Origin of the sequence: Levilactobacillus sp. FUA 3915 (assembly GCF_044053135.1) — a bacterium.
GTDB lineage: Bacteria > Bacillota > Bacilli > Lactobacillales > Lactobacillaceae > Levilactobacillus > Levilactobacillus lanxiensis.
Genome location: NZ_CP168704.1, coordinates 2,130,251 through 2,152,726 on the forward strand (window position 1 = coordinate 2,130,251; position 22,476 = coordinate 2,152,726).

A 22,476-nucleotide genomic window follows, 5' to 3' on the forward strand; every position below is an offset into this window, starting at 1 on the left:
GGTTGGAGACCGTCCTTTGGCTCCGGCCGTTCGCCCACCGCGTTCCGGTCTCATTTTCACCGTCCCGGAGGCGGTCAGCTTAACCCTATCAAACGAAACTTAAATATAAAAAATTAAAAGGAGTGTCATTATTATGTTATCAGTTCCAGATTATGAATTTTGGTTTGTTACCGGTTCCCAACACCTGTATGGTGAAGAACAATTGAAGTCCGTTGCCAAGGATGCCCAAGACATCGCCGACAAGTTGAACGCTAGCGGCAAATTGCCTTACAAGGTCGTCTTCAAGGATGTTATGACGACCGCTGAAAGTATCACGAACTTCATGAAGGAAGTTAACTACAACGACAAGGTTGCCGGTGTGATCACTTGGATGCACACGTTCTCCCCAGCCAAGAACTGGATCCGTGGGACGGAATTATTACAAAAGCCATTACTGCATTTGGCTACCCAATACCTGAACAACATTCCTTACGCCGACATCGACTTTGATTACATGAACTTGAACCAAAGTGCCCATGGTGACCGCGAATACGCCTACATCAACGCCCGTTTACAAAAGAATAACAAGATTGTTTACGGCTACTGGGGTGACGAAGACGTGCAAGAACAAATCGCGCGTTGGGAAGACGTTGCCGTTGCTTACAACGAAAGCTTCAAGGTTAAGGTTGCCCGCTTTGGCGATACCATGCGGAACGTTGCCGTTACTGAAGGTGACAAGGTTGAAGCACAAATCAAGATGGGCTGGACTGTCGACTACTACGGTATCGGTGATTTAGTTGAAGAAATCAGCAAGGTTGCTGACGCTGACATCGACAAGGAATACGCCGACCTCGAATCTCGTTACGAAATGGTTCAAGGCGACAACGATGCTGACAAATACAAGCACTCTGTTCGCGTACAGTTGAAGCAATACCTGGGAATCAAGAGTTTCTTGGAAAAGGGCGGTTACACGGCCTTCACCACGAACTTCGAAGACCTCTGGGGGATGGAACAACTTCCTGGTTTAGCCGCACAATTATTGATTCGTGACGGTTATGGCTTCGGTGCCGAAGGTGACTGGAAGACCGCTGCCTTGGGCCGTGTCATGAAGATCATGTCTCACAACGACCGGACGGCCTTCATGGAAGACTACACGTTGGATCTGCGGAAGGGCCACGAAGCCATCCTCGGTTCTCACATGCTGGAAGTTGACCCTTCAATCGCTTCCGACAAGCCACGCGTTGAAGTTCACCCATTGGACATCGGTGGTAAGGCTGACCCTGCCCGTTTGGTCTTCACTGGTTCCGAAGGTGACGCCATTGACGTCACTGTTGCGGACTTCCGCGACGGCTTCAAGATGATCAGCTACGCCGTAGACGCGAACAAGCCAGAAGCTGAAACGCCTAAGTTGCCAGTTGCTAAGCAACTCTGGACGCCAAAGGTTGGTTTGAAGACCGGTGCCTTGGAATGGATGAAGGCCGGTGGTGGTCACCACACCATGCTTTCCTTCTCCTTGACTGAAGAACAAATGGAAGACTACGCTACCATGGTTGGTATGACTAAGGCTTTCATTAAGTAATTTTGATTGAAAAGGAGTGGCCGCTCGCCGGTAAGGCGGACGGCCACTTTTCTTATCGGTTTGTGCTTTGCGCTCCCGGCGGCAATCCTTGCTCCCGCTGCTGTGGGGACCGACTACGGCCTGAGGAGCGGTCCTCCGTCTCGCCTTGAAACCTCGCTGAAAAGCGCGAGTTTCCAAGGTTGTCCCATGCCCTAGGTCGTGAAGGCACCCCGACCAATGCCATCGACACAGCTGCGTCCGCAAGGTTGCCTCTGGTCGCTCACAAACGTTATGAGAAGTGGCCAGGGTGGTGTGTAGGGGATTGTGCGTTGTTGGTAACGTGGATTAGTAATCTCACGGTTCTGAGCAAGACTTATTCCTATCCAGCATCACGAAACCTACAAAGAAAACTGTGTTTCTACGTTAGAACAAGCAACGTTATATCAAAACAACAAGAGAAATGACGCGGTAACGGGTTAAACAAGTGTAAGCCGCAGGGCTGGTGAAAATGGGCTAAGCCGTGGGAGTTACCTTAGCGGCAGAGCCGCTTAGATAACTGCTATCTTTGAGACGTGTTTTTCCGGCTCAAAGTAAGTCTGGAGACCGCTTCTTAGGCTCCAGACGTGCGCCCACAGCGTCACGGCCCATTTTCACCAGCCCGGAGGCGATGCCCAAGCACTTGTTTAAACCCAGAACCGGGAAAATGGAGGAATTATGGCTAAAAGTGAAAAACAAAAAATGATCACCGGCGAACTCTTCAACGTCTACGACCCAGAGCTAGTCGCTGAACGTAGCGTGGCGCGCGACCAGGTCGAAGCCTTGAACGCCTTAGGTGAATCGGACCCGGCTGCCAGTGAACAACGGGTGAAGGCCCTATTTGGGGCAACGGGTGCGGGCGTTGAAGTCCACGCCACGTTCCGGTGTGACTACGGGTATAACATTTATGTGGGTGATGATTTCTTTGCCAACTATGACTGCACAATCTTAGATGTGGCGCCGGTCCGAATTGGCAAACACTGCCTGCTGGGACCCAAAGTTCAGATTTATTCGGTGAACCATCCGGCGGACCCCAAGCTCCGGCGTAACGGGGCCATGGGGATTGGTAAGCCCGTCACGTTGGGCGACGACGTCTGGGTCGGTGGTGGGGCCATCATCTGCCCTGGCGTGACCCTTGGAAGCAACGTCATCGTTGCGGCTGGTGCGGTCGTGACTAAATCATTTGGCGACAACGTGGTATTGGGTGGCAATCCAGCACGTGTGATTAAGCAACTCGACTAATTAACTGTCACATAAATTAACCACCACAGAAAAAGAGAGAACAGCGTCATTGCCGTTCTCTCTTTTGATATAGATAAATTAACTTAATGCCAACAGCCCATTACGCTGCTCCAGTGGCCCATCATGGCGCTACTCCAGCCGCCCATACCGATGAACCCGCCCATGCCAACCAATGCGATTCCAATCACCAAGAATATCCCCAATAAAACAGCGGTGTCGTGGTCGTGGTTCGTGCGCGGAATTAATTTTGCCACTAGAAAAATAATGAGTGCAATTCCGGTAATGAGAATCAAGCCACCGGTTAGTAAATTGGCAGTCATCATAATATCTCCCCCTTTATGCCCCCATTATACAGAGTTTTCCGGAGAAAGGGGGAAATGGTTCCCGGGATTTCCGGGGCTATGGTAAAATGGGACGTAATTACAGGTGGCCGTTAGTCGCTAATTATTCGGTGACTGACCCAACCTGAAAGGTTTCGCCCCCTAACGACGACCACCGCTGGTTAGCTGAAACTGGTTAGTTAAGTTTTTACTACGGTGACCGGGTCAATGTGGCAGTGTCGTTGGGAGCACTGGCAACGATGAACAGGACAAAAAATAAGCGCAAGGGGTGACAACAATGATTGATCGAATTGAAGCAAGTGCGGATGCGCTGTGGTTAACGCCCGATGAAGAGGGGCGCCTGCGCTTGGGGTTTGCCGACGATGGTCGCGAGATGGTCGGCGACGTCACACGGATTTCCTGGCTGGTGACGGCTGGGCGCATCAAGTTGGGCACGCCATTTATGGTGGTTCACGGTGAGCGGGAAGACCTGACGTTGCGGTCGCCCTTTGCTGGTCGCATTCAGGCCATTAACCAGGCGCTTGAAGAACATCCGGAACGTTTAAATGAACACAACGATGCCCTCGACTGGATGATTGAGCTAGTCGATGAGTAGAAAGGGAGGGCCAACATGGAGTTGAGCTGGCAGGTGACGACGCCCGTCACCAGTTTGAAACGTTTTTTAAATAATCAGGGGGTCAGCCACCGGGTCTTCAGCGACCTGAAGCAGGCGGGGACCATCCGCGTCAACGGCCAGGTGGTTACACCAGCCGTTGATTTAAACGTGGGGGACACCGTCACGGTCGGCTTACCCGCCGAAGTTGCGGACGATGCCGTGGCGACGAGTGAGACGCCCATCACGGTGCTATTTGAAAACCGTGACTGGTTGGTCGTGGACAAGCCCGCTGGCCTCAACGTGGTGCCGGGACCCGCTAACCGCACGGATACGCTGGTCAACCGCATCAAGGGTTACTGGCTGGCCGAGGACGCGGAGAACCAGGTACCGCACATTTTGACGCGACTGGACCGTTTTACGAGTGGGGTGGTCTGGGTTGCCCGGCACCGCTTGGCCAATAGCCTCGCGAGTCAGCTGCAGGCGGCCCATCAGGTGGATAAACGCTACCTGGCGGTGGTCAGTGGTCAATTGCCTGACGACCACGGCATCATTGATGCGCCGTTAGCCAGCGACCCGACCGGCTACAACCAGATGGTGTCACCGGACGGCAAGCCCGCGAAGACGGAGTACTGGGTCGAGAAGCGGTTTCCAAACGCCACGTTGGTTCGGGTGAAATTACATACGGGGCGGACGCACCAGATTCGCGCCCATTTTGCCTCGTTAGACCATCCCTTAGTCGGGGATGAGCTGTATGGCGGCCCGCAATTGGCGGGGATGACGCGACAGGCGCTGCACGCCCACACGTTGGCATTTACGGACCCCTTTACCGGGGAAGACCGGGCCTTTACCAGTGCGCCACCCGCTGACTGGCAAGCCCTGATTCAACAATTATCTGAGGAGTGACGAAACAATGACAGAGGCGGACGAATTAACCTGCTTAGTCGATGGGGCCCCCATTTCGCTGGAAACGAGTCTCCAACTGGCGGAACTGGATGTGGGGCTGCGGAACCGCATCAAGCGCGACTATCCCCAAATTAAACCGACCGATTATATTTGCGGGCACCATTTATTAAAATACCGGTTAGACCACGTGGATGCGATGATCAACGCCGATTTAAAACAGACGAAAAAGATTAATCACAAATTGACCAAGGCCCTGCAGAGCGACGACTACGACATCATCGACGTGAACGACAGCCTGAAGGAAAGTCTCACATTTGGCCAGAAGGTGTCCGATGACGTTGCTCGGTTCGGGGGCTCATGGGGCTTTATCCTTGTTTTCATGTTCGTACTGATTGGCTGGATGATCGTTAATGGCTTGCACGTCTTTGGGGCGAACTTTGACAATTACCCCTTCATTCTGTTAAATTTAGTCTTGAGCTGTGTCGCAGCGATTCAGGCACCCATCATCATGATGAGCCAGAACCGCTCCGCAGACCGGGACCGGATGATGGCCGAAAACGACTATCACGTGAACCTTAAGTCCGAGCACGAACTGCGGTTACTTCACGCTAAGGTCGATCACTTGGCGCAGAACCAGGTCCCACACACCATGGAGATCGAACGGTTTCAGTTAGAAATTTTAGGTGAAATTCGTCAAGAACTAGCCGAATTGCGGGAGGCCAAGGCCACCCCTGATGCGGCAGAACGAAGGGAGTCTCACCATGAGCAAGTGGATCACCGCTAGTCTCTTATTTATTGTTGGCTTAATCTTCGGCCAACGAGTCGCCGGGCGCGTTGCCCATTAAGTAAAATCTTTTTGATAGGCCTGACGGTCAGCGTTCGCGCTAACCGCCGGGCCTATTTCTGTGGACTCGAACTTGCACTGCCGGGCTGGGTAAAATCGTGCCTGGTCGCGTCCGTTCCCGGCGGCGCGCTCAAGGTGCCCTGCTGTGGGGTCGGTTCCAGCCGAAGGGCGGGCTTCCACCTCAACTTTGAGCCAAAGGGCGGTCTCAAAGGTTGTCCCATGGGCTAAGCTGAGAAAATCGCTCAGCTAAGACCATCGACACAGCTGGTCACCTTGGCTCGCCTCTGCTCACTCCCACGACTGGCACGATTTTCCCAGCCGGACGGCTAACGTGGGTTCAACCCCACAGAATAGGGTGTTTGTATTTTGGTTGCTGGGAAGGTGAAGTCGTGTCTGGCCGTTCCCGGCGGTGGCTTTAAAACGCCCTGCTATGGGGCCGGTTCTAGCCTAAGGGCGGGCTTCCACCTCAACTTTGAGCCTGGGGAGCGGTCTTAAAGGTTGTCCCGTGGGCTAGGATGAGAAAGAACCTCAGCCAAGGCCACCGACACAGCCGGGCATTTTGAGCCACCTCTGGTCACTGACATTACACCACGTTGCCTCATTTACTTAGTTCATGGTCAAGGCAGGTTTGGTTCCACAAATATAGGTGGGATTATTTGCTAGCTGGTGTGGTCGTGGAGAATTGGGAAAATAGTGTGAATACTCCGATAGGTTTGGGATGAACAGCTGAGGCATTCATGGACAATTAGAGCCGGAGGAAGCCAGGACGGAGCCAGCTGTGTCGAGGGTGTTAGCGGGCGTTCTTGGCCGGCTTACAGCCTGGGGAAATCTTTTAGACTTGCGGGTTTCAAGGCTAAAAGTTGAGGTGGGAGCCCGAACTTTGGCGAAAACCGACCCCACAGCAGGCGTAGTTCGGAAAGCCGCAGGCGGCAATTCACAGCAAACCCAGTCAGCAGTTCAGCCCCATAGCAAATTCGTTGACAAAGGCGCGGGGCTCCGGTAGGCTAGTGAGAGAACTAGAAATGGAGGATTTTTTGTGATAATTCGTGAAGCTCGACCAGTGGATGCGCCTCAAATAGCACCGCTGATGAACTTGATCTACGACGAAATGGCTTTGACCGACCTGGAAGACGTTCCAGGCCCCGATTTACTGAAGGTCATCACGGCGGCGTACCGTACGCGGACTTACTTGTCCGGTGCGGCAACCACGGTGGTGGCCGAGGCCAATGGCCAAGTAGTTGGGGTAGCATTTGGCTATCCGGGCGAAAAAGAAGACGTTGTAGATGACGTGATGACTCGCCTGGCAGCTAACAGTGCCGCTTTCGACGAACCATTTGATTTAGACTCAGAGACCGAAGCGGGTGAATGGTACTTGGATTCACTCGCCGTCTCACCAGACCATCAGGGCAAGGGAATCGGCCGCCAGTTGTTGCGGGCTTTACCCGTTTACGCCCAACGAGACCGGCAATCGGTGATCGGCTTAAACGTCGATTTCGAAAACCCCGGCGCGATGCGGTTGTATGAACGCATGGGCTATGAGGTGACCGGGACGCAGATGATTGGGGACCATGAGTATTACCACATGCAACTAGAGATTGGCGAACGCGTCCGTCTCGCAAACTAATTGATTTTTAGTAAGGCCACCCGGCACCAGTTGGGTGGCCTTTTTAGTCGTGAAATAGAAATACAATGGGGTATTTCGTTCCCGACGGTGGCTTCAAAACGCCCTGCTATGGGGTCGGTTCCAGCCTGAGAGGCGGGCTTCCACCTCAACTTTGAGCCCAAGAGCGGTCTCAAAGGTTGTCCCGCGGGCTAGGTCGGGCAAGAACCCCGACCAAGGCCGCCGACACAGCTGGGCATTTTGAGCCACCTCTGGTCACTGACATTACGCCGCATTGCCTCATCTTTCTGAACTCGCGGAATGAAGATTGGTCATACTTTAGTCGATGTTGCTGCCATCAGAAATGAGGCTGGTCGTATCCGTTCTCGCCGACACAGCTGGGCGCCTTGGCTCACCTCTGGTCACTCCTGCAACGGCCACGGTTTCTCAGACCGGTAGCTGACAGAAGGCGGTTATAGATAGTTTTGAATGAATTGTTTACTTAGCAGTCAGAATTTTTTTGAAAACTTTTTGTTGCAAATACAGCATAATTGTTTTACACTAATTTCATCGCTTCGCTAGTTGTTTCGCGTGTATGTATAACAATACGAAAAACAATGGGCGACGAATCTATGTTAGTGACCAGAGGCGGATCAAGGTTCCCAGCTGTGTCGGTGGTCTTGACTGAGTGAATTTTCTCAGTCTAGAGCACGGGACGACCTGGGAGACTAGTGGTTTTCTAGGCTTCCAGGCGAGGTGGCAGACCGCCTCTCAGGCTGGCACCGTTCCCCACAGCAGGGAACCTTGAATCCGCCGCCGGGAACGAATAGATTGCGGCAATTGATTTGCTAAGGAGGGGAAGAATTGACTGAAATTTTACGACCGCTGGGCAATATTTCGCGGGCCTTGGATTCCATTGCGAATCATGAATTTCAACGGGTGCAGCTCACCAAGGGCCAGTATCTCTACCTGGCCCGGGTGGCCGAGCATCCCGGCATTATTTTAGAACGACTGGCCGAGCTGTTGCGGGTCGACCGCACAACGGCGGCTAGGGCCGTGCAGAAGCTGACGGCCGCGGGGGTCTTGGAAAAACGACCGGACGACACGAACCGCAAGATTAAGCGACTCTTCGTCACGGCGCAGGGTGAGCAGGTGTATCCGTTAGTCAAACGCGAAAATGACTACTCGAACAGCCGCGCCCTCCAGGGATTCACCCCGGCCGAGGCGGCACAGTTAGCGAGCTATCTGGAACGCGTGGATGAGAACGTCGCGCAGGATTGGGTCGCCGTTAAACAAGGACAAACCAGAACTTATTAAAAGGAGCAAAAACAATGACAGGAAAAATTAAATTATGCACCCCAGATGACGTAAAGGCTTTACAGGCGGTTAGTCGGGCAACATTTGCCGACACGTTTGGTGCGGTCAACACACCGGCGGATTTGGCCAAGTATTTGGACGACAGTTACAACGAGCCTCAGCTCCTACAGGAAATGCAACAACCCACGAGCCAATTTTCCTTCATCCTGGTTGACGACCAGGTGGCGGGTTACGTGAAATTAAACTGGGGCCCCACGCAGTCCGAAGAACAGGGAGATGGCAACCTGGAAGTTGAACGGATCTACATCCTGCCTGAATTCAAACGTCAGGGCCTAGGCAAACAGCTGTACCAGTACGCCGTGGAAAAAGCACAATCACTGAAATTAGTGGCCATTTGGTTGGGCGTTTGGGAAAATAATACGTCGGCCCAAAAGTTTTACGAGGCGATGGGCTTCAAGGAAATTGGCGACCATGTCTTCCAGTTGGGCACCTCAAGACAACGTGATTTAATTTTGCAAAAGACGCTGGTATAATGAGGCTTACGCAAATAAAAAATGACGCATTGAGGAGATTGACATGAAAGATAATATTCAAATGGGCGACGCTGATTTCGCCAAGATGATGCTGGTTCTGAAGGAGCCCGTGACGCAAGCCAACCACAAGGAATTCAAGTTCCTCGATGGTACCGAGACCGGTGAGATGCAAGAGATTGCCCCCGGTATCTGGGCGATGCCCGCCTACATGCAGGAAGATGATGACTTCACCATGTTCTTCCTGACGACGCAGATTGAGTCGGGCGAGACCGTCATGGCCTTTGCGACCGGTGAAACGGCTGACGGCGATTTCCGATTGAGCCAACCCCTGGTGACGGGTGCTGGGCTGAACGTCTTGAACGAACAACAACCCAACCGGGCCAAACGCGTCTTAAAATTTTTAAATGATATTTCTAAAGCGGATGAGGGTAACTGGCGGATGGTCGATTAGTCTTGGCGTGACAAGTTGGAGGTGGTCGCATGGAACAGACGACCAAGGCATTTAACCTGCCCCTCCTCCTCGCACCCTTTGTCTCGCGACTAGGTAGCACGCTGTACTTATTCGGCTTAAATTGGTTCGTGGTGCAGGCCACGGGCAACGCGGCTCTACTGGGGATTATTCAAGCCATCGGTGGGGTCGTTTTGTTTTTCGGCGATTTACTCTGTGGAGTGGTCGTTGATAACTTTAATCGTAAACGCATCGTGGTCAGCGCGGAGTTGCTCAGCGTGATTGGCTGCTTGGTCTGTGCCTGGTGGCTGGATCCCCAGCACATCACGGCCGGACCGTTGATTACCTTGACCGTGATCTTGGACGTTGGGCTGGCGTTTAGTTTGCCAGCGGCCAAGGCCATGATTCCCGAACTGATTACCTTGGCGGGGCGGCAACGGTTCAACGCCGTCAGCAACACGCTGATTGATCTGGCCGACATCTGTGCGCCACTGATCGGTGGGGCATTGCTGGCCATGCACTGGCTCGACCTGCGGGGATTCTTGGTGTTAAATGGCTCGTCATTTCTCCTGTCGTTTCTCTTTTACCTCAGCATTCGCTACCGCCAGCCGGTCAAGGATGATTCCCGGTTGGGCGTGAAAGAAAGCCTGTTGACGGGCTGGCGCTACGTGTGGCAGCGGCCCGGCTTGGTGGAAACCATCGTGTTAGGCGGACTGATCAACGTGCTCTATGCGGCGGTACGGTTAGTCTTGCCGTACAACGTCAATCACCTGTACGGAGGCGATTCGGCACGCTACAGTTACCTGTTGATGATTTTGGCGGTCGGCGGCATCCTGGGTGGACTCCGGTTGACTCTGGACCATCGACCACCCAAGCGGCAACAGAACTATGGCGACCTGATATTGGCCGCCGTGGCCCTGCTGGTTGCTGGCGTGTGGGCCAATTACTGGGTCCTGCTGGCGGTCAGCGGCGTCTTTGGTTTTTGCTATTCATGCTTTGAAATTCGGGCCATCACCATCACCCAGGACTTAACGGCACCGGAGTTCTTGGGCCGGATGTTTGGCATTCTTTTCCTGGCCATCGATGCCTTTCAGCCCGTGGGGAGCTTTGTCTTCGGCTTCGTCACGGACTGGCTGGCAAATGGCACGCTAATTGTCATTGGCCTGTTGCTCTTAATGGGTTTGGGGCTTATCAATCGGTGGTATCAACGCTTAATTGGCTAAAAACGATAGTTAAGACAAAGCGTTGACCTGGCTTGACGGACTCCCTATACTAGGTACTAATCTATTCCTTTAACATTGCCCCGTGAGGCAGTGAAGGGTGCACGCTCCGGCAGTTGCTGGGCTAAGTCTGGGCTAAAAGTGTGGGCACATCGTTTCCTTACGGCGGCGATGTGCCTTTTTCTATCTCATAACCTGGAGGTCTTTGTGCATGAAAGAACCAACGCGTTACCGCAACCCGGATGCCTTGATTGATATTTGGGAACGGCCCAGTTGGGGTCAGTGGTTTGGTCTCTCGCTTCAGCATTTATTTTCCATGTTTGGGTCCACAGTGCTGGTCCCAATTCTTGTTGGGTTAAATCCCGGCATTGCGCTGTTTAGTTCCGGTGTCGGGACGCTGATGTACATCCTGATCACGCGGGGCAAGATTCCCGCCTACATGGGGTCCAGTTTTTCCTTCATCGTGCCCATGGTGGCGCTGATGAAGACGACCGGGTATCCCGGGATTGCCCAGGGGACCCTGGCGGTCGGGGCCGTTTATCTGATTGTGGCCCTGGTGGTCGCGATGATTGGGTCGGACTGGATCAACAAGGCCCTGCCGCCAATCGTGGTCGGGCCGATGGTCATGGTGATTGGACTGTCGCTGGCTAGTAGCGCCGCCCAGAAGGCCACGGTCGATAGCGCCGGTGTGTATCACTGGCAGTACTTTGCGGTTGCGATGGCCACACTGCTGTTGACGATTGCCTTCAATCTCTACTTACGCGGTTTCCTGTCGCTGGTGCCGATTCTGCTGGGCATCATCGCGGGTTACCTGATTGCCACGGCGGTCGGTCTGGTCAATTTCAAACCGGTCATGCAGGCGGCCTGGTTCCAGCTACCTAGCTTTGAGGTGCCGCTACTGAGCTATCCACTCCACTTCTACTGGGGAGCCGTGATCAGTTTGGCACCGATTGCCTTTGTGACCATGACCGAGCACATCGGCCACATTACCGTGCTAAATGAGCTAACGCACCGCAACTTCTTCGAAGACCCCGGCCTGCAGCACACGTTAGCGGGGGATGGCCTCGCCTCGATTATCGCCAGCTTTGTTGGGGGCCCACCCGTGACCTCTTACGGGGAAAACGTGGGCGTCCTGGCCATCACGCGGGTCCACAGTGTCTACGTCCTGATTGGGGCCGCAGTCTTTGCCGTCATCTTTAGTTTTGTCGGCAAGCTGAGCGCACTGATCGAAAGTATTCCGAACCCCGTGATTGGTGGGATTAGCTTCCTACTATTCGGGGTGATTGCTTCCAGTGGGATGCGGATTCTGATTGAGAAGCACGTCGATTTCAATCGCAAACGCAACCTGATGATTGCCTCGGCCATTCTGGTCATTGGAATCGGCAACGCCTATTTGAAGATTGGCCAGTATGAGTTTTCGGGGCTGGCAGTGGCGGCGGTGCTGGGTATCGTCTTAAACCTGGTCCTCCCAGACAACGATTAGGTTGGTGCTAACAGTGCCTCCGGGACGGTGAAAATGAGACCGGAACACGGTGGGCGAACGCCCGGAGCCAAAGGGCGGTCTCCAGGCTTATTTTGAGCCCGTGGCCCGGGTCTCAAAAGTATCACGTCCCTAAACGGTCAAGCCCGCCGTTAAGGGACGTCCCACGGCTAGGCTCATTTTCACCATCCCTGCGGCGGCCACGAGTTAGACCATACCTAAGCCTCTGTGGTCATTAGTTGTGTTTACAATATTTCCGCTCCCGACGGCGGGACCAAGGTGCCCTGCTGTGGGGGCCCACCTCCAGCCAAAGGGCGGTCTTCCGGTTCGCCTTGAAACCTCGTTGAGAACCACGAGTTTCCAAGGACGGCCCATGCCCTAGGCTAGGGAAGGACCCTAGCCAATGCCATCGACACAGCTGGGCACCTTGACCCGCCTCTGGTCGCTTAGACATCACGCTTGAGGTACTAATTGTTATGGGGTTTAGTTATAGTTGTTTGGTCTTTGTTCCTAATAGTATAGGCACAGTTGAGCTTGTGCGCCAGAAGTTCTGCCAATGATGATAAAGCGTAAACAAAGAGCGACCACAATTCTCTATATCCAGAGGATTGTGGTCGCTCTTTGTTAGGTTGTCAGGTTAGTTATGCATAGATTACGCTCAATTGAAATGGTGTAACAGATTGTCAGTGACCAGAGGTGGGTCAAGGTTGACAGCTGTGTCGATGGTCTTACCTGAGTGGTTCTCTCAGGTTAGAGCATGGGACGTCCTTGAAGACTGTGGTTTTCAGGCTTCAAGGCGAGGCGGAAGACCGCTCCTCAGGCTGGAGCCGTTCCCTACAGCAGGCAACCTTGAGCCCACCGCTGGGAACGGTCTGTAACAATCTACTACAGCCATTTCACCCAATAGAGAAGTAGCGGAGGACGGCCATGGCCATGATGCCCACGACGACCACCATCAGGAGGCTCTTGGTCAGCACACCGGCTAGCGTGGCGGGGATGGCTGCCAGGCAGTTGGCGACGTTGAGTGTGGCTAAATGACCCGCGTGAGCGACGAATAGACTCTCACAGCACAGCGCCGTCATGATGGTGATGGGCACGAAGGAGAGAAAGCTGATCAGCCACGCTGGCAGGTTCAGTGATTTGACAAAGGCAAACGGGAGCACCCGTGACAGGACGGTGATGGCCCCGCAACCCAGGATGACCCAGAGCTCAGTTAGACTTATCGACATTTTTTCAACTCCATTCCAAATAGACAGCCGGCGACGGTCGCCACTAGCAGGGCAAAATTTTGACTCATGACACCAATTAGGAAGTAATAGGCCAGCACGACGAAGGCCATGACGCTCAATTGCAGGGTCATTCCCAGGTGTTTGTCACTAATCAGTTGTAAGTAGACCAGGCCGATGAACATCGCTGTCAGGGCGAAATCAAAGCCAAAACGGGTGGGGTCCGCAATCAGGCCGCCGAGGATGGCGCCGACGACGGTCGATAGGCCCCAGACCAAGTAGGCGACCACGTTGGCCGCGGACTGCCAGGCAAAGCTGAGTTTGCCGTTGGTCTTATTTTGCTTGTTCATGGCTAGGGCAAAGGTTTCGTCGGTCACCAGCGTTCCAATCAAGAGGTTACGCGTGAGGGACTCGTGTTTGAAATACTGGGCCAAACTGGTGCTCATCAGAATCATCCGCGAGTTTACCAGGAAGGTCGAAATAAAAATAGCAGATAGCGGATCATGAAGCAGGAGCATGCTGGTGATAATGAATTGCGCGGAGCCGGCGTAGACGACAAATGAGAGCCCGGCGACCACTAACAAACTCAGGTGACTGGTGTGGGCGACGATGCCAAAAGCTAGGCCCACCCCGATGTAACCAAAGACGGTGGGGAGGACGTCGCGAACCCCGGTCCGAAAGGTGAGTGAAGGACTCATAAGAGACTTCCTTTCTGTTCTCTAATTAGTTTTTAATTTCAAGTTTAGCGCTAACTTATGGCTGCGTAAACCCGTAATTTATCTGTAAGATTGTCATGTAAATTTTTTGAACTGAAAAGGTTGCATTTCGGTAAAGGTGGTTGTATGATACTCTCATTGATATTGAATGAAAGTGAGGGTATGGGCGATGAAGATGAACTTAACTGAATTGGCAGCATCAGCACACGTTGACGCAAGCCGCATTGAGGATTACGTGAAGAATGGACTTTTAGGGAAGGAACATTCCGTCACGGAATTCGATGATTCAGATTTGTACTGGATCGACATGATTCAATGTTTTCAGGATAACGGAACGTCTTTAGACGACTTATCCGGGTTATTACCACGTTGCCGTAAGGGCCAAACGCAGTTAACTCAGGTGAACTAGCAAGTAATTAAGGTAATGAATCGGTAAAATGCACCACTAAGCAGCTCCGCGGGTCCAGCCCGTGAGCTGCTTTTCTTTTTGCCTTGTGTTTGACTGCGCTCCCGGCGGCAGCTTCAAGGTGCTCTGCTATGGGGTCGCTTCCAGCCTGAGGGGCGGTCTTCCAGCTCGACTTGAAACCTCGTTATGGCCCGCGAGTTTCCAAGGTCGTCCCATGGACTAGGCTGAGAAAGAACCTCAGCCAAGGCCATCGACACAGCTGAGCACCTTGAGCTGCCTCTGGTCGCTCACACTGGCAAAGAAAGCAGTTCGTTCTTTTTCGTCCTAGTGTTGAACTGCGCTCCCAATGGTGGTCCTTTGCTCCCCACGCTGTGGGGGACGACTGCGGCCTGGGAAGCGGTCCTCCGTCTCGCCTGGAAACCTCGAAAAGCACGAGTTTCCCAGGTCGCCCCATGGGCTAGGCTGAGAAAGGACCTCAGCTAAGGCCATCGACACAGCGTAGTCCGAAAAACCACCTCTGGTCGCTCACACAGGCAAAGGAAAGCAGCTCGTTCTTTTCATCCTAATGTTGTTTGAACTGCGCTCCCGGCGACAGCTTCAAGGTGCTCTGCTATGGGGTCGCTTCCAGCCTGAGGGGCGGTCTTCCAGCTCGACTTGAAACCTCGCTATGGCCCGCGAGTTTCCAAGGTCGTCCCATGGACTAGGCTGAGAAAGAACCTCAGCCAAGACCATCGACACAGCTGAGCATCTTGAGCTGCCTCTGGTCGCTCACATTGGCGAGGAAAGCCGCTCGTTTTTTTCGTTTTTCACTGGGTACTGGGAATTCCTTCTCGATTTGAAGTCTTGTGATAGGTTGTGTTTGAACTACTTTAGTTGTAGTTGCTTAAATAAGCTAAATTTAGAAGTGATTACTGCTGCTATCACAACGTAAAGGAGGATGATGGCGTGCTGCAGCCAATCCACCGCAAAAGTTGCCATTCCATACCATAGGAGCCGTGAGGGCGGGCAAAATAAACTCAGCCGTGGGAATTATCTTAGTGGTGGGCTTTACCACTTAGATAATTGGTGTCTTTGAAACTCGGTTCTTAGAGGTTCAAAGCAAGTCTGAAGACCGCACTTTGGCTTCAGGCGTCCGCCCACAGCGTCACGGTTTATTTTGCCCGCCCGGTAAGGCGCTGGCGAGAGACCATGTTGCCAACGATCATCAATCAGCGGATGCAAAAAGCACGTTCGGACCAACCTCACGGGATTGGACTGAACGTGCTTTTAATCATGCTTATTTCTTGATCTGAGCAATCAACTGCTTCATCGCTTGTGCTTGGAAAGCAGCGGCAGCCTGTTGCGTGACCTGCTTCTGTTGCGCAGCGGACATGGTTGGGTTCTTGGCCATGGCGGCCATCACAGCCTTCTTGACGTAAACCGTCGCAGCGGCCTTTTGCTTAGCTTGGAAGCTCTTGGACTTCGCCATCTTTTGCAATTGCTTAGCCTGGGTGGCACTCAACACGGTCCAGTTCTTGTTGATGTAGATCGTGTTGGTTTCCTTCACGTAGGTGTGTCCGTTACCGGACAGGCCAAACCAGAAGCTGGCAGCGTTATTCTTGAATTCCCAGTACGTCTTTTTCGTGACGATTCGGTTGGTGCCAGTCGTGCGCTTGACCACGTTTTTAGTCGTGACCTTAGCGGCCGTGTGACTGGTCTTCTTGGCGTTGGCACTGGTCTTGTAAACGTAGACCTGGTGCTTGTTGGCCGTGCCAATGGGTTGGTACAGCATCATTGGCAATTGCTTCGAGGGGGAAGCGGTGTAGATCTGTTGCGTCGAGGTCTTGGTGACCTGGTGCATCCCGTAGTGGTCATGGTCATTTTTCACCATGAAGAAGATGCTAGTCAGCAGGCCGATAACGGCAACGGCGGTCAGAATATTACTGAGTGGCCGGTTCTGCACGTAAACGTAGAAGACAAAGGACAGGACGGCGCAAATAATCAGTGCAAAGATAATCATTAGGCGGCACCTCCTTCGGTAGCTTCCGCATTTTCTTGTTGGGCATCCTTATCGGCTAAATGGACGGAGTGGTTGCTGCCCTTCATGAAGAAGGCAACGACTAAGGCGACCACACAGAAGCCAACGGCAATCCAGAAGGCGGCGTGGTAACCGGACAGGGTCGCGTTGATAGCGCCATTGGCGTAGCTCAACGGGTTGGTCGTCAAAACGTGCTTGGCTGGCATTTGCCCCTTAGTCACGTTGGTCAAGACACTGATCAGGATGGCGGTCCCAACAGAACTAGCGACTTGCCGTTGCGTGTTGTTGACGGCGGTCCCATGAGAAATCATGTTCAGTGGTAAGGCATTCATCCCGGCAGTGGTCGTAGGCATCATGACCATGGCAATCCCAAACATCCGCAAAGCATACAGCAAGACGATGTACAGCGTTGACGTATCCTTGGTGATCCAGACGAATGGTAAGGTCCCAATCGTTAAGAGGAACATCCCCATCGTGGCTAAGCGTTTGGCACCGAAACGGTCAAATGCGCGCCCAGTAATGGGACTCATAATCCCCATCATGAGGGCCCCAGCTAACAGGGTCAACCCAGAATGGAAGGCCGACATCCCTTTAACCATTTGGAGGTAAAGGGGAATGACCATTTCAACCCCGACCATGGCCATGTTGACCACGGAACTCAGGATTGCGGAGATGGTAAATTCTTTTGATTTGTAAACTCGGAAGTTCAAGAATGGATCCTTCATGGTCAATTGACGCCAGATGAAGAGGCCCACGAAGATGAACCCGATGGCTAACGTGGAGAGGACAATGGCACTGCCCCAACCGTCGTCACCAACGGAGGAGAACCCGTACAGCATACTCCCGAAACCAATCGTGGATAAGATAACAGATAAGATGTCCAATGGTTCCTTATGGGTTTCCAGAACGCTGTGCATGATCCAGAAACTAGCGATAACAACCACGGCAACGATTGGAATAATCATCCCGAAGAGGTCACGCCAAGTCCAGTTATCAATGACCCACCCGGATAAGGTTGGCCCAATGGCGGGTGCCAGGCCGATAACGATTCCGGCAAGTCCCATGGCGGTCCCACGTTTGTTAGCGGGGAAGATGGTCAGCATCAAGGTTTGCAGTAATGGCATGGAAACCCCGACCCCAACGGCTTGGATGAGCCGGCCAATCAGCAACATTGGGAAGCTGACGGCGGACCAGCAGAGAATGGTACCGACTAAGAAGGTCGACATGGCCCCAATGTACAGCCATTTTGAACTGATCGTCGTGAGTAACCACGCACTAATTGGGATCATGATCCCGTTAACCAGTAAGAAACCGGTCGTTAACCATTGTACGGTGGAGGTCGAAACATCAAAGGCCTTCATCAGAGTTGGGTAGGCGGTACTTAAGATAGTTTGATTCAGTACCGTACAGAAAGTTCCAATCAACAGCAGGACGACTAATAGCGTCCGGTTGTAGGATTTCCCGTTGGTATCAATTGCATTTCCCAATTATAATTCCCTCTTTTTCTTAAAATTAATTCTGCAATAACTATACGCAGATTCGCTATCTTTGTCAACTAGCTTGACATCCTTTTTAAAATATCTATACTGATTAGAGAAAAGGATACATGAATCTGAGAAGAACTCCTAAATTTTACAACCGTTTTCATTTAACCTATAATTGAATTTCTCTTAAAGCCATGACGAAGGGTGGACGTTACGTACATGAACGAAGATGTCTCAAATTTATTAAAAAAAATGCCAATTGAAAAACTAATTTTAGGAATTGGCGATGTGGCCGCAGCAACCGGGGTGTCGCAGAGCCAGGTGCGCTACTGGGAGAGTAAGGGCTACATTCACAGCGAGAGCTCCAGCGATGGGAAGAACCGTAAGTTTTCCTATAAGACGGTGCTGAAGGTCCAACAGATTAAAACGTACTTGGACGACGGCTATACTTTAGCCGGTGCCGTGAAGCAAGCGAAGCGGCGGGGTGCTTACTTTGACATGCTGCGGTCCTTTTTTGAGGGACGTTTCGTGACAATGGACATCGACGCGGAACACACTGAAATTAAATTGGGTGGCTTTGATCCGGAGCCCGGCAAAGACCTAGTTGCTGAACGAATTGACGGTAAATGGCAATTTAAGCTGATTGCTAGCACGAAATAGGGCGATTTCATTGTTTATCGCCGGTAAGAATGGTAATCTGAAGACACGGGAGAGCATTTGGTGGTTGGCAGAAAAAACTTTCGATACCAATCGATCTTCTGGCTGGATTGGTGGTCAATCATGTTGTTGACGTGTTGTGAAACCAGGCGAATAACCATTAGTAATAGCGCGTTTATCTTGCGCATGGACTACGTTGGCACTATGTCAGCGTAAGCAATCGTGAAACTAAAACGACGTGTTTTATGAAAAATAACATTTTTTATTTTTCACTCGCCTGCCGTTGCTCCCGCTAGGTTCATCCGAGTTTAGAAAGTTCTCGGATGGGCTTTTTTGTCGGCCTAAAATTGATGTTGGAGTCCGCCTTACCGGGCAGCGTAAATGGGCCGGAACGCTGTGGGCGGGCGACTGAAGCCTGGGAAGCGGTCTTCAGTCTTACTTTGAGCCGCCAAGGGCGCGTCTCAAAGATACCAGTTACCTAACCGGCAGAGCCGATAAGGTAACTCCCACGGCTGAGCCCATTTACGCTGCCCTCACGGCTGACACGGATTTAGGGCGAAACAAGCTCACCGGTCCTACGGTGTGTTGTTGGTGTTGTTCTAATTCAGCAGCGTAAATGGTCCGGAACGCTGTGGGCGGGCGACTGAAGCCTGGGAAGCGGTCTTCAGTCTTACTTTGAGCCGCCAAGGGCGCGTCTCAAAGATACCAGTTGTCTAACCGGCAGAGCCGGTAAGGTAACTCCCACGGCTGAGCCCATTTACGCTGCTCTCACGGCTAACATAGGTTTAGACCGAAACAAGTCCACCGGTCCTGCGGTTTGTTGTTGGTCTAGATTAGGATTACCGGGCGGGGGATATTTTCTATGGATAATGGACGGGGCGCCAACAACAATTATATAAAGACTAAAGTTACCATGTAGGCATAAGCGTTAAGGGACTGAAGTTGTTGTGAAAACATGAAAGAACCTTAAGAAAATGAACGAAAAATGAGAAGCTAAATTAGCCGGAAATCGCGTGGTTGTCAGTTTTCATGACTTCCTAGTGAAAATGTTTAGAAAAAGCGAATTTATTTTGTTGTATTCTTTGGCGAACGTGTTAAGATTACAAAATCGCTTTAAAACAAAACTAGAAGGATGGTGTTAACACATGCTGTTACGACAAGCTACTATGGCTGACTTACCACAAATTGAATCGATTATCCGGGACGGACGAGAATTACTCGCTGCCCAAGCAATTGACCAATGGCAGGGGGCTTACCCCACCACGTCAATCTTAGTTGATGACATTCACCAAGGCTGGACCGTTGTTTTGGAAGAAAACAACGAAATTTTAGGGACCGCTGCATTGATTCCCGGGGAGGATCCAACCTATAAACAGATCGATGGTCAGTGGCTGACCAAGCAGGCCCCATACTTGGCTATTCACCGCGTAGCAGTATCTAGCCACCATCACGGTCGTGGTCTGGCCGGGCAATTATTCCAACGGTTATTTGACCAAATTGACCACGCTGCTTCTATCGAAAGCATCCGGATCGACACGCATCCCCAAAACATGGCGATGCAACACATCATCAAGAAGAGCGGTTTCAGTGAAACTGGGACGATTGATTTAGCCGCAGCGGGGATGCCCGGTACGACCGACTTTGCCTACGAACGGTTAACGGCCAACGCTAAGCCAGCACATCTGGCAACGACCGAAACGGTTAAGTAGTCCAACGACTGACCTGACGGAGTTGGCTACCGCTGACTGACACCAAAATAAACTTAAATCTACTATAGTAAAGGGTTGGTTTCGCTTTCAGCGGAATCGACCCTTTTTTCGTAGGGGCTAGTCCACCACAAGGTGATTGCTGAGATGAATTTATGGTCATATGAAAAGTAGTGATTATCGGAAGAGCAGGTTGGCGAGAGGACTAAGCCAGTCTCAGCCGCAGGGGTCCGAAAAAATGGGCTAAGCCGTGGGAGTTGTCTTACCGGCTTTGCCGGTTAGACAAGGGATACCTTTGAGACGCGCTTCAGGCGGCTCAAAGTAAGGTTGAAGACCGCCCTAGGCTTCAACCGTCCGCCCACAGCGTCACGGCCCATTTTTTCGGACCCCGGAGGCGAAATCAAGACACAAGACCCAAGAACCAACAAAAACGTGAGGTTCGCCGAAAACCGGCTTTTCAATTACCCTAAACTCTGCGATAATGGAGAGTAGCAAGGTAATGGGGGCGGAGCAATTGGAGAAGAGTCTGTCGGGCGGTCGGTTCCTACTGGTCACCGTGTTAAATGTGGTCATTACGATTTTTGAATTGGTGGGGGGCCTATTTTCTGGGAGCCTGTCACTGCTGTCCGATGCGTTTCATAATTTAGGGGATGCGTTCTCCGTGGTACTGAGTTACGCGGCGCACCGCATTGGGGGTCGCCGTCAGACCCGGAGCAACACGTATGGGTACCGCCGCGCTGAGATTTTAACGGCGCTGTTAAATGCCGGCGTGTTGGTTATCATTTCCCTGGTTTTGGCGGGTGAGGCCGTACGGCGCTTGCTACATCCGGAGCCGGTCAAGGGGGACATCATGTTACTGGTGGCCGTCATTAGTTTCCTGGCCAACCTGTTTTCCACGGTGTTGCTCAACCACGGCGCCAAGCACAACCTGAACATTCGGGCCACATACCTGCACCTGCTGAGCGATGCCTTGGCTTCCGTGGGGGTTATCGTGGGGGCCGTGCTGATCACTGTTTGGCAGATCAGCTGGGTCGACCCGTTGATTACGATTTTGGTGGCCGCGTACATCGTGTACGAGTCGTGGCCCATCATCAAGCAGACGTTTGGTATCCTGATGGAAGCCTCACCGAAGCTGGACTACGATGCGATTGCCCACGACCTCTGCCAACTGCCCGAGGTCGAAGGGGTCCATCACATTCACGCCTGGTTAATTGATGAGAATAACATTGTTTTCTCAGTCCACGTGAACATGGACGACCTGCCTTTGAGCAAAATCGAACCAATCTACCGGCAGATTGAAGCACTACTCTGTCACAAGTATGGGGTGAACCACGTGACGATTCAGGCCGAGTGCCGACGGGGCCAGGATGAAGATTTATTCTATGATCAGAACGACTGGCGGCATGATTAGCCTTGCACTTCGGGGAAATTCGCGGTATAAATGAGACACAATCTAGATGAGGTGAACTGTGATGACTCCGATGAAGGAGGATTATTTAAAAATTATTTTCGAGTTGGGTGGCAAACAGAAAAAGGTTTCCAACAAACAAATTGCCATTAGCTTGAATATTGCGGCCGGTTCCGTAACGGAAATGGTCAACAAGATGGCCGCGGAAGGCCTGGCCGAGCATACGCCCTACGCCGGGATTTCGTTGACCAACAAAGGGATTCGACTGGCGGAAGATTTGGTCCGTAAGCACCGAATCTGGGAAGATTTCTTGGTCGAGAAGCTGAATTATGATTTACCTGACGTGCATGATGAGGCTGAGGTTTTGGAACACGTGACGAGTGCCAAAATGGTTAATGCCCTGGACGACATGTTGGGGAACCCCACGCATTGTCCCCATGGTGGCGTGATTCCCGACCGTTATGGCCACTACCATGAAGATAGTCATACCGTGTTAAACGATGCCGCCGACGGAGAAATTGTGTCGGTCGACCGATTCATTGATAACCATGATCTGTTAACCTATCTGGGTGATTTGAAATTGGATATCGGGGATCAGCTGAAGGTCTTGAAACACGATCCGTTCGAGGGTCCCGTAACGGTGCAAAACCTGACGGACAACGCCGAACTCATCGTGAGTTACAAGGCGGCCCACTACATTTTCGTCAAATAAGCCTGAAATTTTGGTTAGTCTGCGACCTCGGTTGCGGACTTTTTATTT

The 22,476-nt window shown here is 52.2% G+C and carries 21 protein-coding genes; 16 read left to right on the plus strand and 5 right to left on the minus strand.

The window, feature by feature from the left end; genetic code table 11:
• Nucleotides 1–133 precede the first annotated feature (133 nt).
• Nucleotides 134–1,558 carry an L-arabinose isomerase gene (gene araA, locus ACEPST_RS09850; protein WP_203640882.1) on the plus strand — a complete coding sequence of 475 codons (1,425 nt, stop codon included), beginning with the start codon at nt 134–136 and terminating at the stop codon, nt 1,556–1,558.
• A 693-nt stretch (nt 1,559–2,251) separates the two neighbouring features.
• Nucleotides 2,252–2,815 carry a sugar O-acetyltransferase gene (locus ACEPST_RS09855; protein ID WP_204121073.1) on the plus strand — a complete coding sequence of 188 codons (564 nt, stop codon included), beginning with the start codon at nt 2,252–2,254 and terminating at the stop codon, nt 2,813–2,815.
• 83 nt (nt 2,816–2,898) lie between these two features.
• Here ACEPST_RS09855 and ACEPST_RS09860 read toward each other — a convergent pair whose 3' ends face one another.
• Nucleotides 2,899–3,138 (minus strand): hypothetical protein, encoded by a 240-nt coding sequence (locus tag ACEPST_RS09860; protein WP_204121072.1) that lies wholly within the window; start codon nt 3,136–3,138, stop codon nt 2,899–2,901.
• Between the two features lie 295 nt (nt 3,139–3,433).
• Between ACEPST_RS09860 and ACEPST_RS09865 the strand changes: the two genes are divergently transcribed.
• The 9 genes from ACEPST_RS09865 to ACEPST_RS09905 all read left to right on the plus strand — a co-directional run bounded on the left by ACEPST_RS09865 (nt 3,434) and on the right by ACEPST_RS09905 (nt 12,099).
• Nucleotides 3,434–3,751: a glycine cleavage system H protein (lipoate-binding) gene (locus tag ACEPST_RS09865; protein ID WP_203646196.1), complete on the plus strand. Its 318-nt coding sequence runs from the start codon at nt 3,434–3,436 to the stop codon at nt 3,749–3,751.
• A gap of 15 nt (nt 3,752–3,766) precedes the next feature.
• Nucleotides 3,767–4,654: an RluA family pseudouridine synthase gene (locus tag ACEPST_RS09870; protein WP_395390706.1), complete on the plus strand. Its 888-nt coding sequence runs from the start codon at nt 3,767–3,769 to the stop codon at nt 4,652–4,654.
• Nucleotides 4,655–4,661: 7 nt separating this feature from the next.
• Nucleotides 4,662–5,438, plus strand: a complete 777-nt coding sequence (locus ACEPST_RS09875; protein WP_204121070.1) for a DUF1003 domain-containing protein — start codon at nt 4,662–4,664, stop codon at nt 5,436–5,438.
• 1,096 nt (nt 5,439–6,534) lie between these two features.
• Complete coding sequence (locus tag ACEPST_RS09880; protein ID WP_125765187.1) at nt 6,535–7,122, plus strand: GNAT family N-acetyltransferase; 588 nt, start codon at nt 6,535–6,537, stop codon at nt 7,120–7,122.
• Between the two features lie 840 nt (nt 7,123–7,962).
• On the plus strand, nt 7,963–8,415 hold the full coding sequence (locus ACEPST_RS09885) for a MarR family winged helix-turn-helix transcriptional regulator (protein ID WP_204121069.1): 453 nt from the start codon (nt 7,963–7,965) through the stop codon (nt 8,413–8,415).
• A 14-nt stretch (nt 8,416–8,429) separates the two neighbouring features.
• Complete coding sequence (locus ACEPST_RS09890) at nt 8,430–8,948, plus strand: GNAT family N-acetyltransferase (RefSeq protein ID WP_204121068.1); 519 nt, start codon at nt 8,430–8,432, stop codon at nt 8,946–8,948.
• Between the two features lie 43 nt (nt 8,949–8,991).
• Nucleotides 8,992–9,399, plus strand: a complete 408-nt coding sequence (locus ACEPST_RS09895; protein WP_125765184.1) for a hypothetical protein — start codon at nt 8,992–8,994, stop codon at nt 9,397–9,399.
• Nucleotides 9,400–9,428: 29 nt separating this feature from the next.
• On the plus strand, nt 9,429–10,619 hold the full coding sequence (locus ACEPST_RS09900) for an MFS transporter (RefSeq protein ID WP_395390710.1): 1,191 nt from the start codon (nt 9,429–9,431) through the stop codon (nt 10,617–10,619).
• A 208-nt stretch (nt 10,620–10,827) separates the two neighbouring features.
• Nucleotides 10,828–12,099 (plus strand): uracil-xanthine permease family protein, encoded by a 1,272-nt coding sequence (locus ACEPST_RS09905; protein WP_204121066.1) that lies wholly within the window; start codon nt 10,828–10,830, stop codon nt 12,097–12,099.
• An 893-nt stretch (nt 12,100–12,992) separates the two neighbouring features.
• Here the strand turns inward: ACEPST_RS09905 and ACEPST_RS09910 are convergent.
• Together ACEPST_RS09910 and ACEPST_RS09915 are read right to left on the minus strand one after the other, a co-directional pair.
• Nucleotides 12,993–13,325: an AzlD domain-containing protein gene (locus tag ACEPST_RS09910; RefSeq protein ID WP_204121065.1), complete on the minus strand. Its 333-nt coding sequence runs from the start codon at nt 13,323–13,325 to the stop codon at nt 12,993–12,995.
• Nucleotides 13,316–14,020 (minus strand): AzlC family ABC transporter permease, encoded by a 705-nt coding sequence (locus ACEPST_RS09915; protein WP_204121064.1) that lies wholly within the window; start codon nt 14,018–14,020, stop codon nt 13,316–13,318. The genes ACEPST_RS09910 and ACEPST_RS09915 overlap by 10 nt, the downstream gene beginning before the upstream one ends.
• A 187-nt stretch (nt 14,021–14,207) precedes the next feature.
• Between ACEPST_RS09915 and ACEPST_RS09920 the strand changes: the two genes are divergently transcribed.
• The gene (locus ACEPST_RS09920) at nt 14,208–14,447 is read left to right on the plus strand and encodes a MerR family transcriptional regulator (RefSeq protein WP_125765197.1); all 240 of its coding nucleotides are present in this window, start codon (nt 14,208–14,210) and stop codon (nt 14,445–14,447) included.
• Between the two features lie 1,273 nt (nt 14,448–15,720).
• Here ACEPST_RS09920 and ACEPST_RS09925 read toward each other — a convergent pair.
• Nucleotides 15,721–16,443, minus strand: a complete 723-nt coding sequence (locus ACEPST_RS09925) for a DUF4811 domain-containing protein (RefSeq protein WP_204121063.1) — start codon at nt 16,441–16,443, stop codon at nt 15,721–15,723.
• Nucleotides 16,443–17,948, minus strand: a complete 1,506-nt coding sequence (locus ACEPST_RS09930) for an MDR family MFS transporter (protein ID WP_204121062.1) — start codon at nt 17,946–17,948, stop codon at nt 16,443–16,445. The genes ACEPST_RS09925 and ACEPST_RS09930 overlap by 1 nt, the downstream gene beginning before the upstream one ends.
• A 249-nt stretch (nt 17,949–18,197) precedes the next feature.
• On the opposite strand from ACEPST_RS09930, the gene ACEPST_RS09935 reads away from it, so the two are divergent.
• The 4 genes from ACEPST_RS09935 (at nt 18,198) to ACEPST_RS09950 (ending at nt 22,428) form a co-directional block, all read left to right on the plus strand.
• Entirely contained in the window at nt 18,198–18,605 is a 408-nt protein-coding gene (locus tag ACEPST_RS09935) for a MerR family transcriptional regulator (protein WP_395390714.1), read from the plus strand.
• Between the two features lie 1,142 nt (nt 18,606–19,747).
• On the plus strand, nt 19,748–20,311 hold the full coding sequence (locus tag ACEPST_RS09940; RefSeq protein ID WP_203646209.1) for a GNAT family N-acetyltransferase: 564 nt from the start codon (nt 19,748–19,750) through the stop codon (nt 20,309–20,311).
• Between the two features lie 511 nt (nt 20,312–20,822).
• Nucleotides 20,823–21,719 (plus strand): cation diffusion facilitator family transporter, encoded by an 897-nt coding sequence (locus ACEPST_RS09945; protein ID WP_203646210.1) that lies wholly within the window; start codon nt 20,823–20,825, stop codon nt 21,717–21,719.
• 61 nt (nt 21,720–21,780) lie between these two features.
• Nucleotides 21,781–22,428, plus strand: a complete 648-nt coding sequence (locus ACEPST_RS09950) for a metal-dependent transcriptional regulator (protein ID WP_204121060.1) — start codon at nt 21,781–21,783, stop codon at nt 22,426–22,428.
• Nucleotides 22,429–22,476 lie beyond the last annotated feature (48 nt).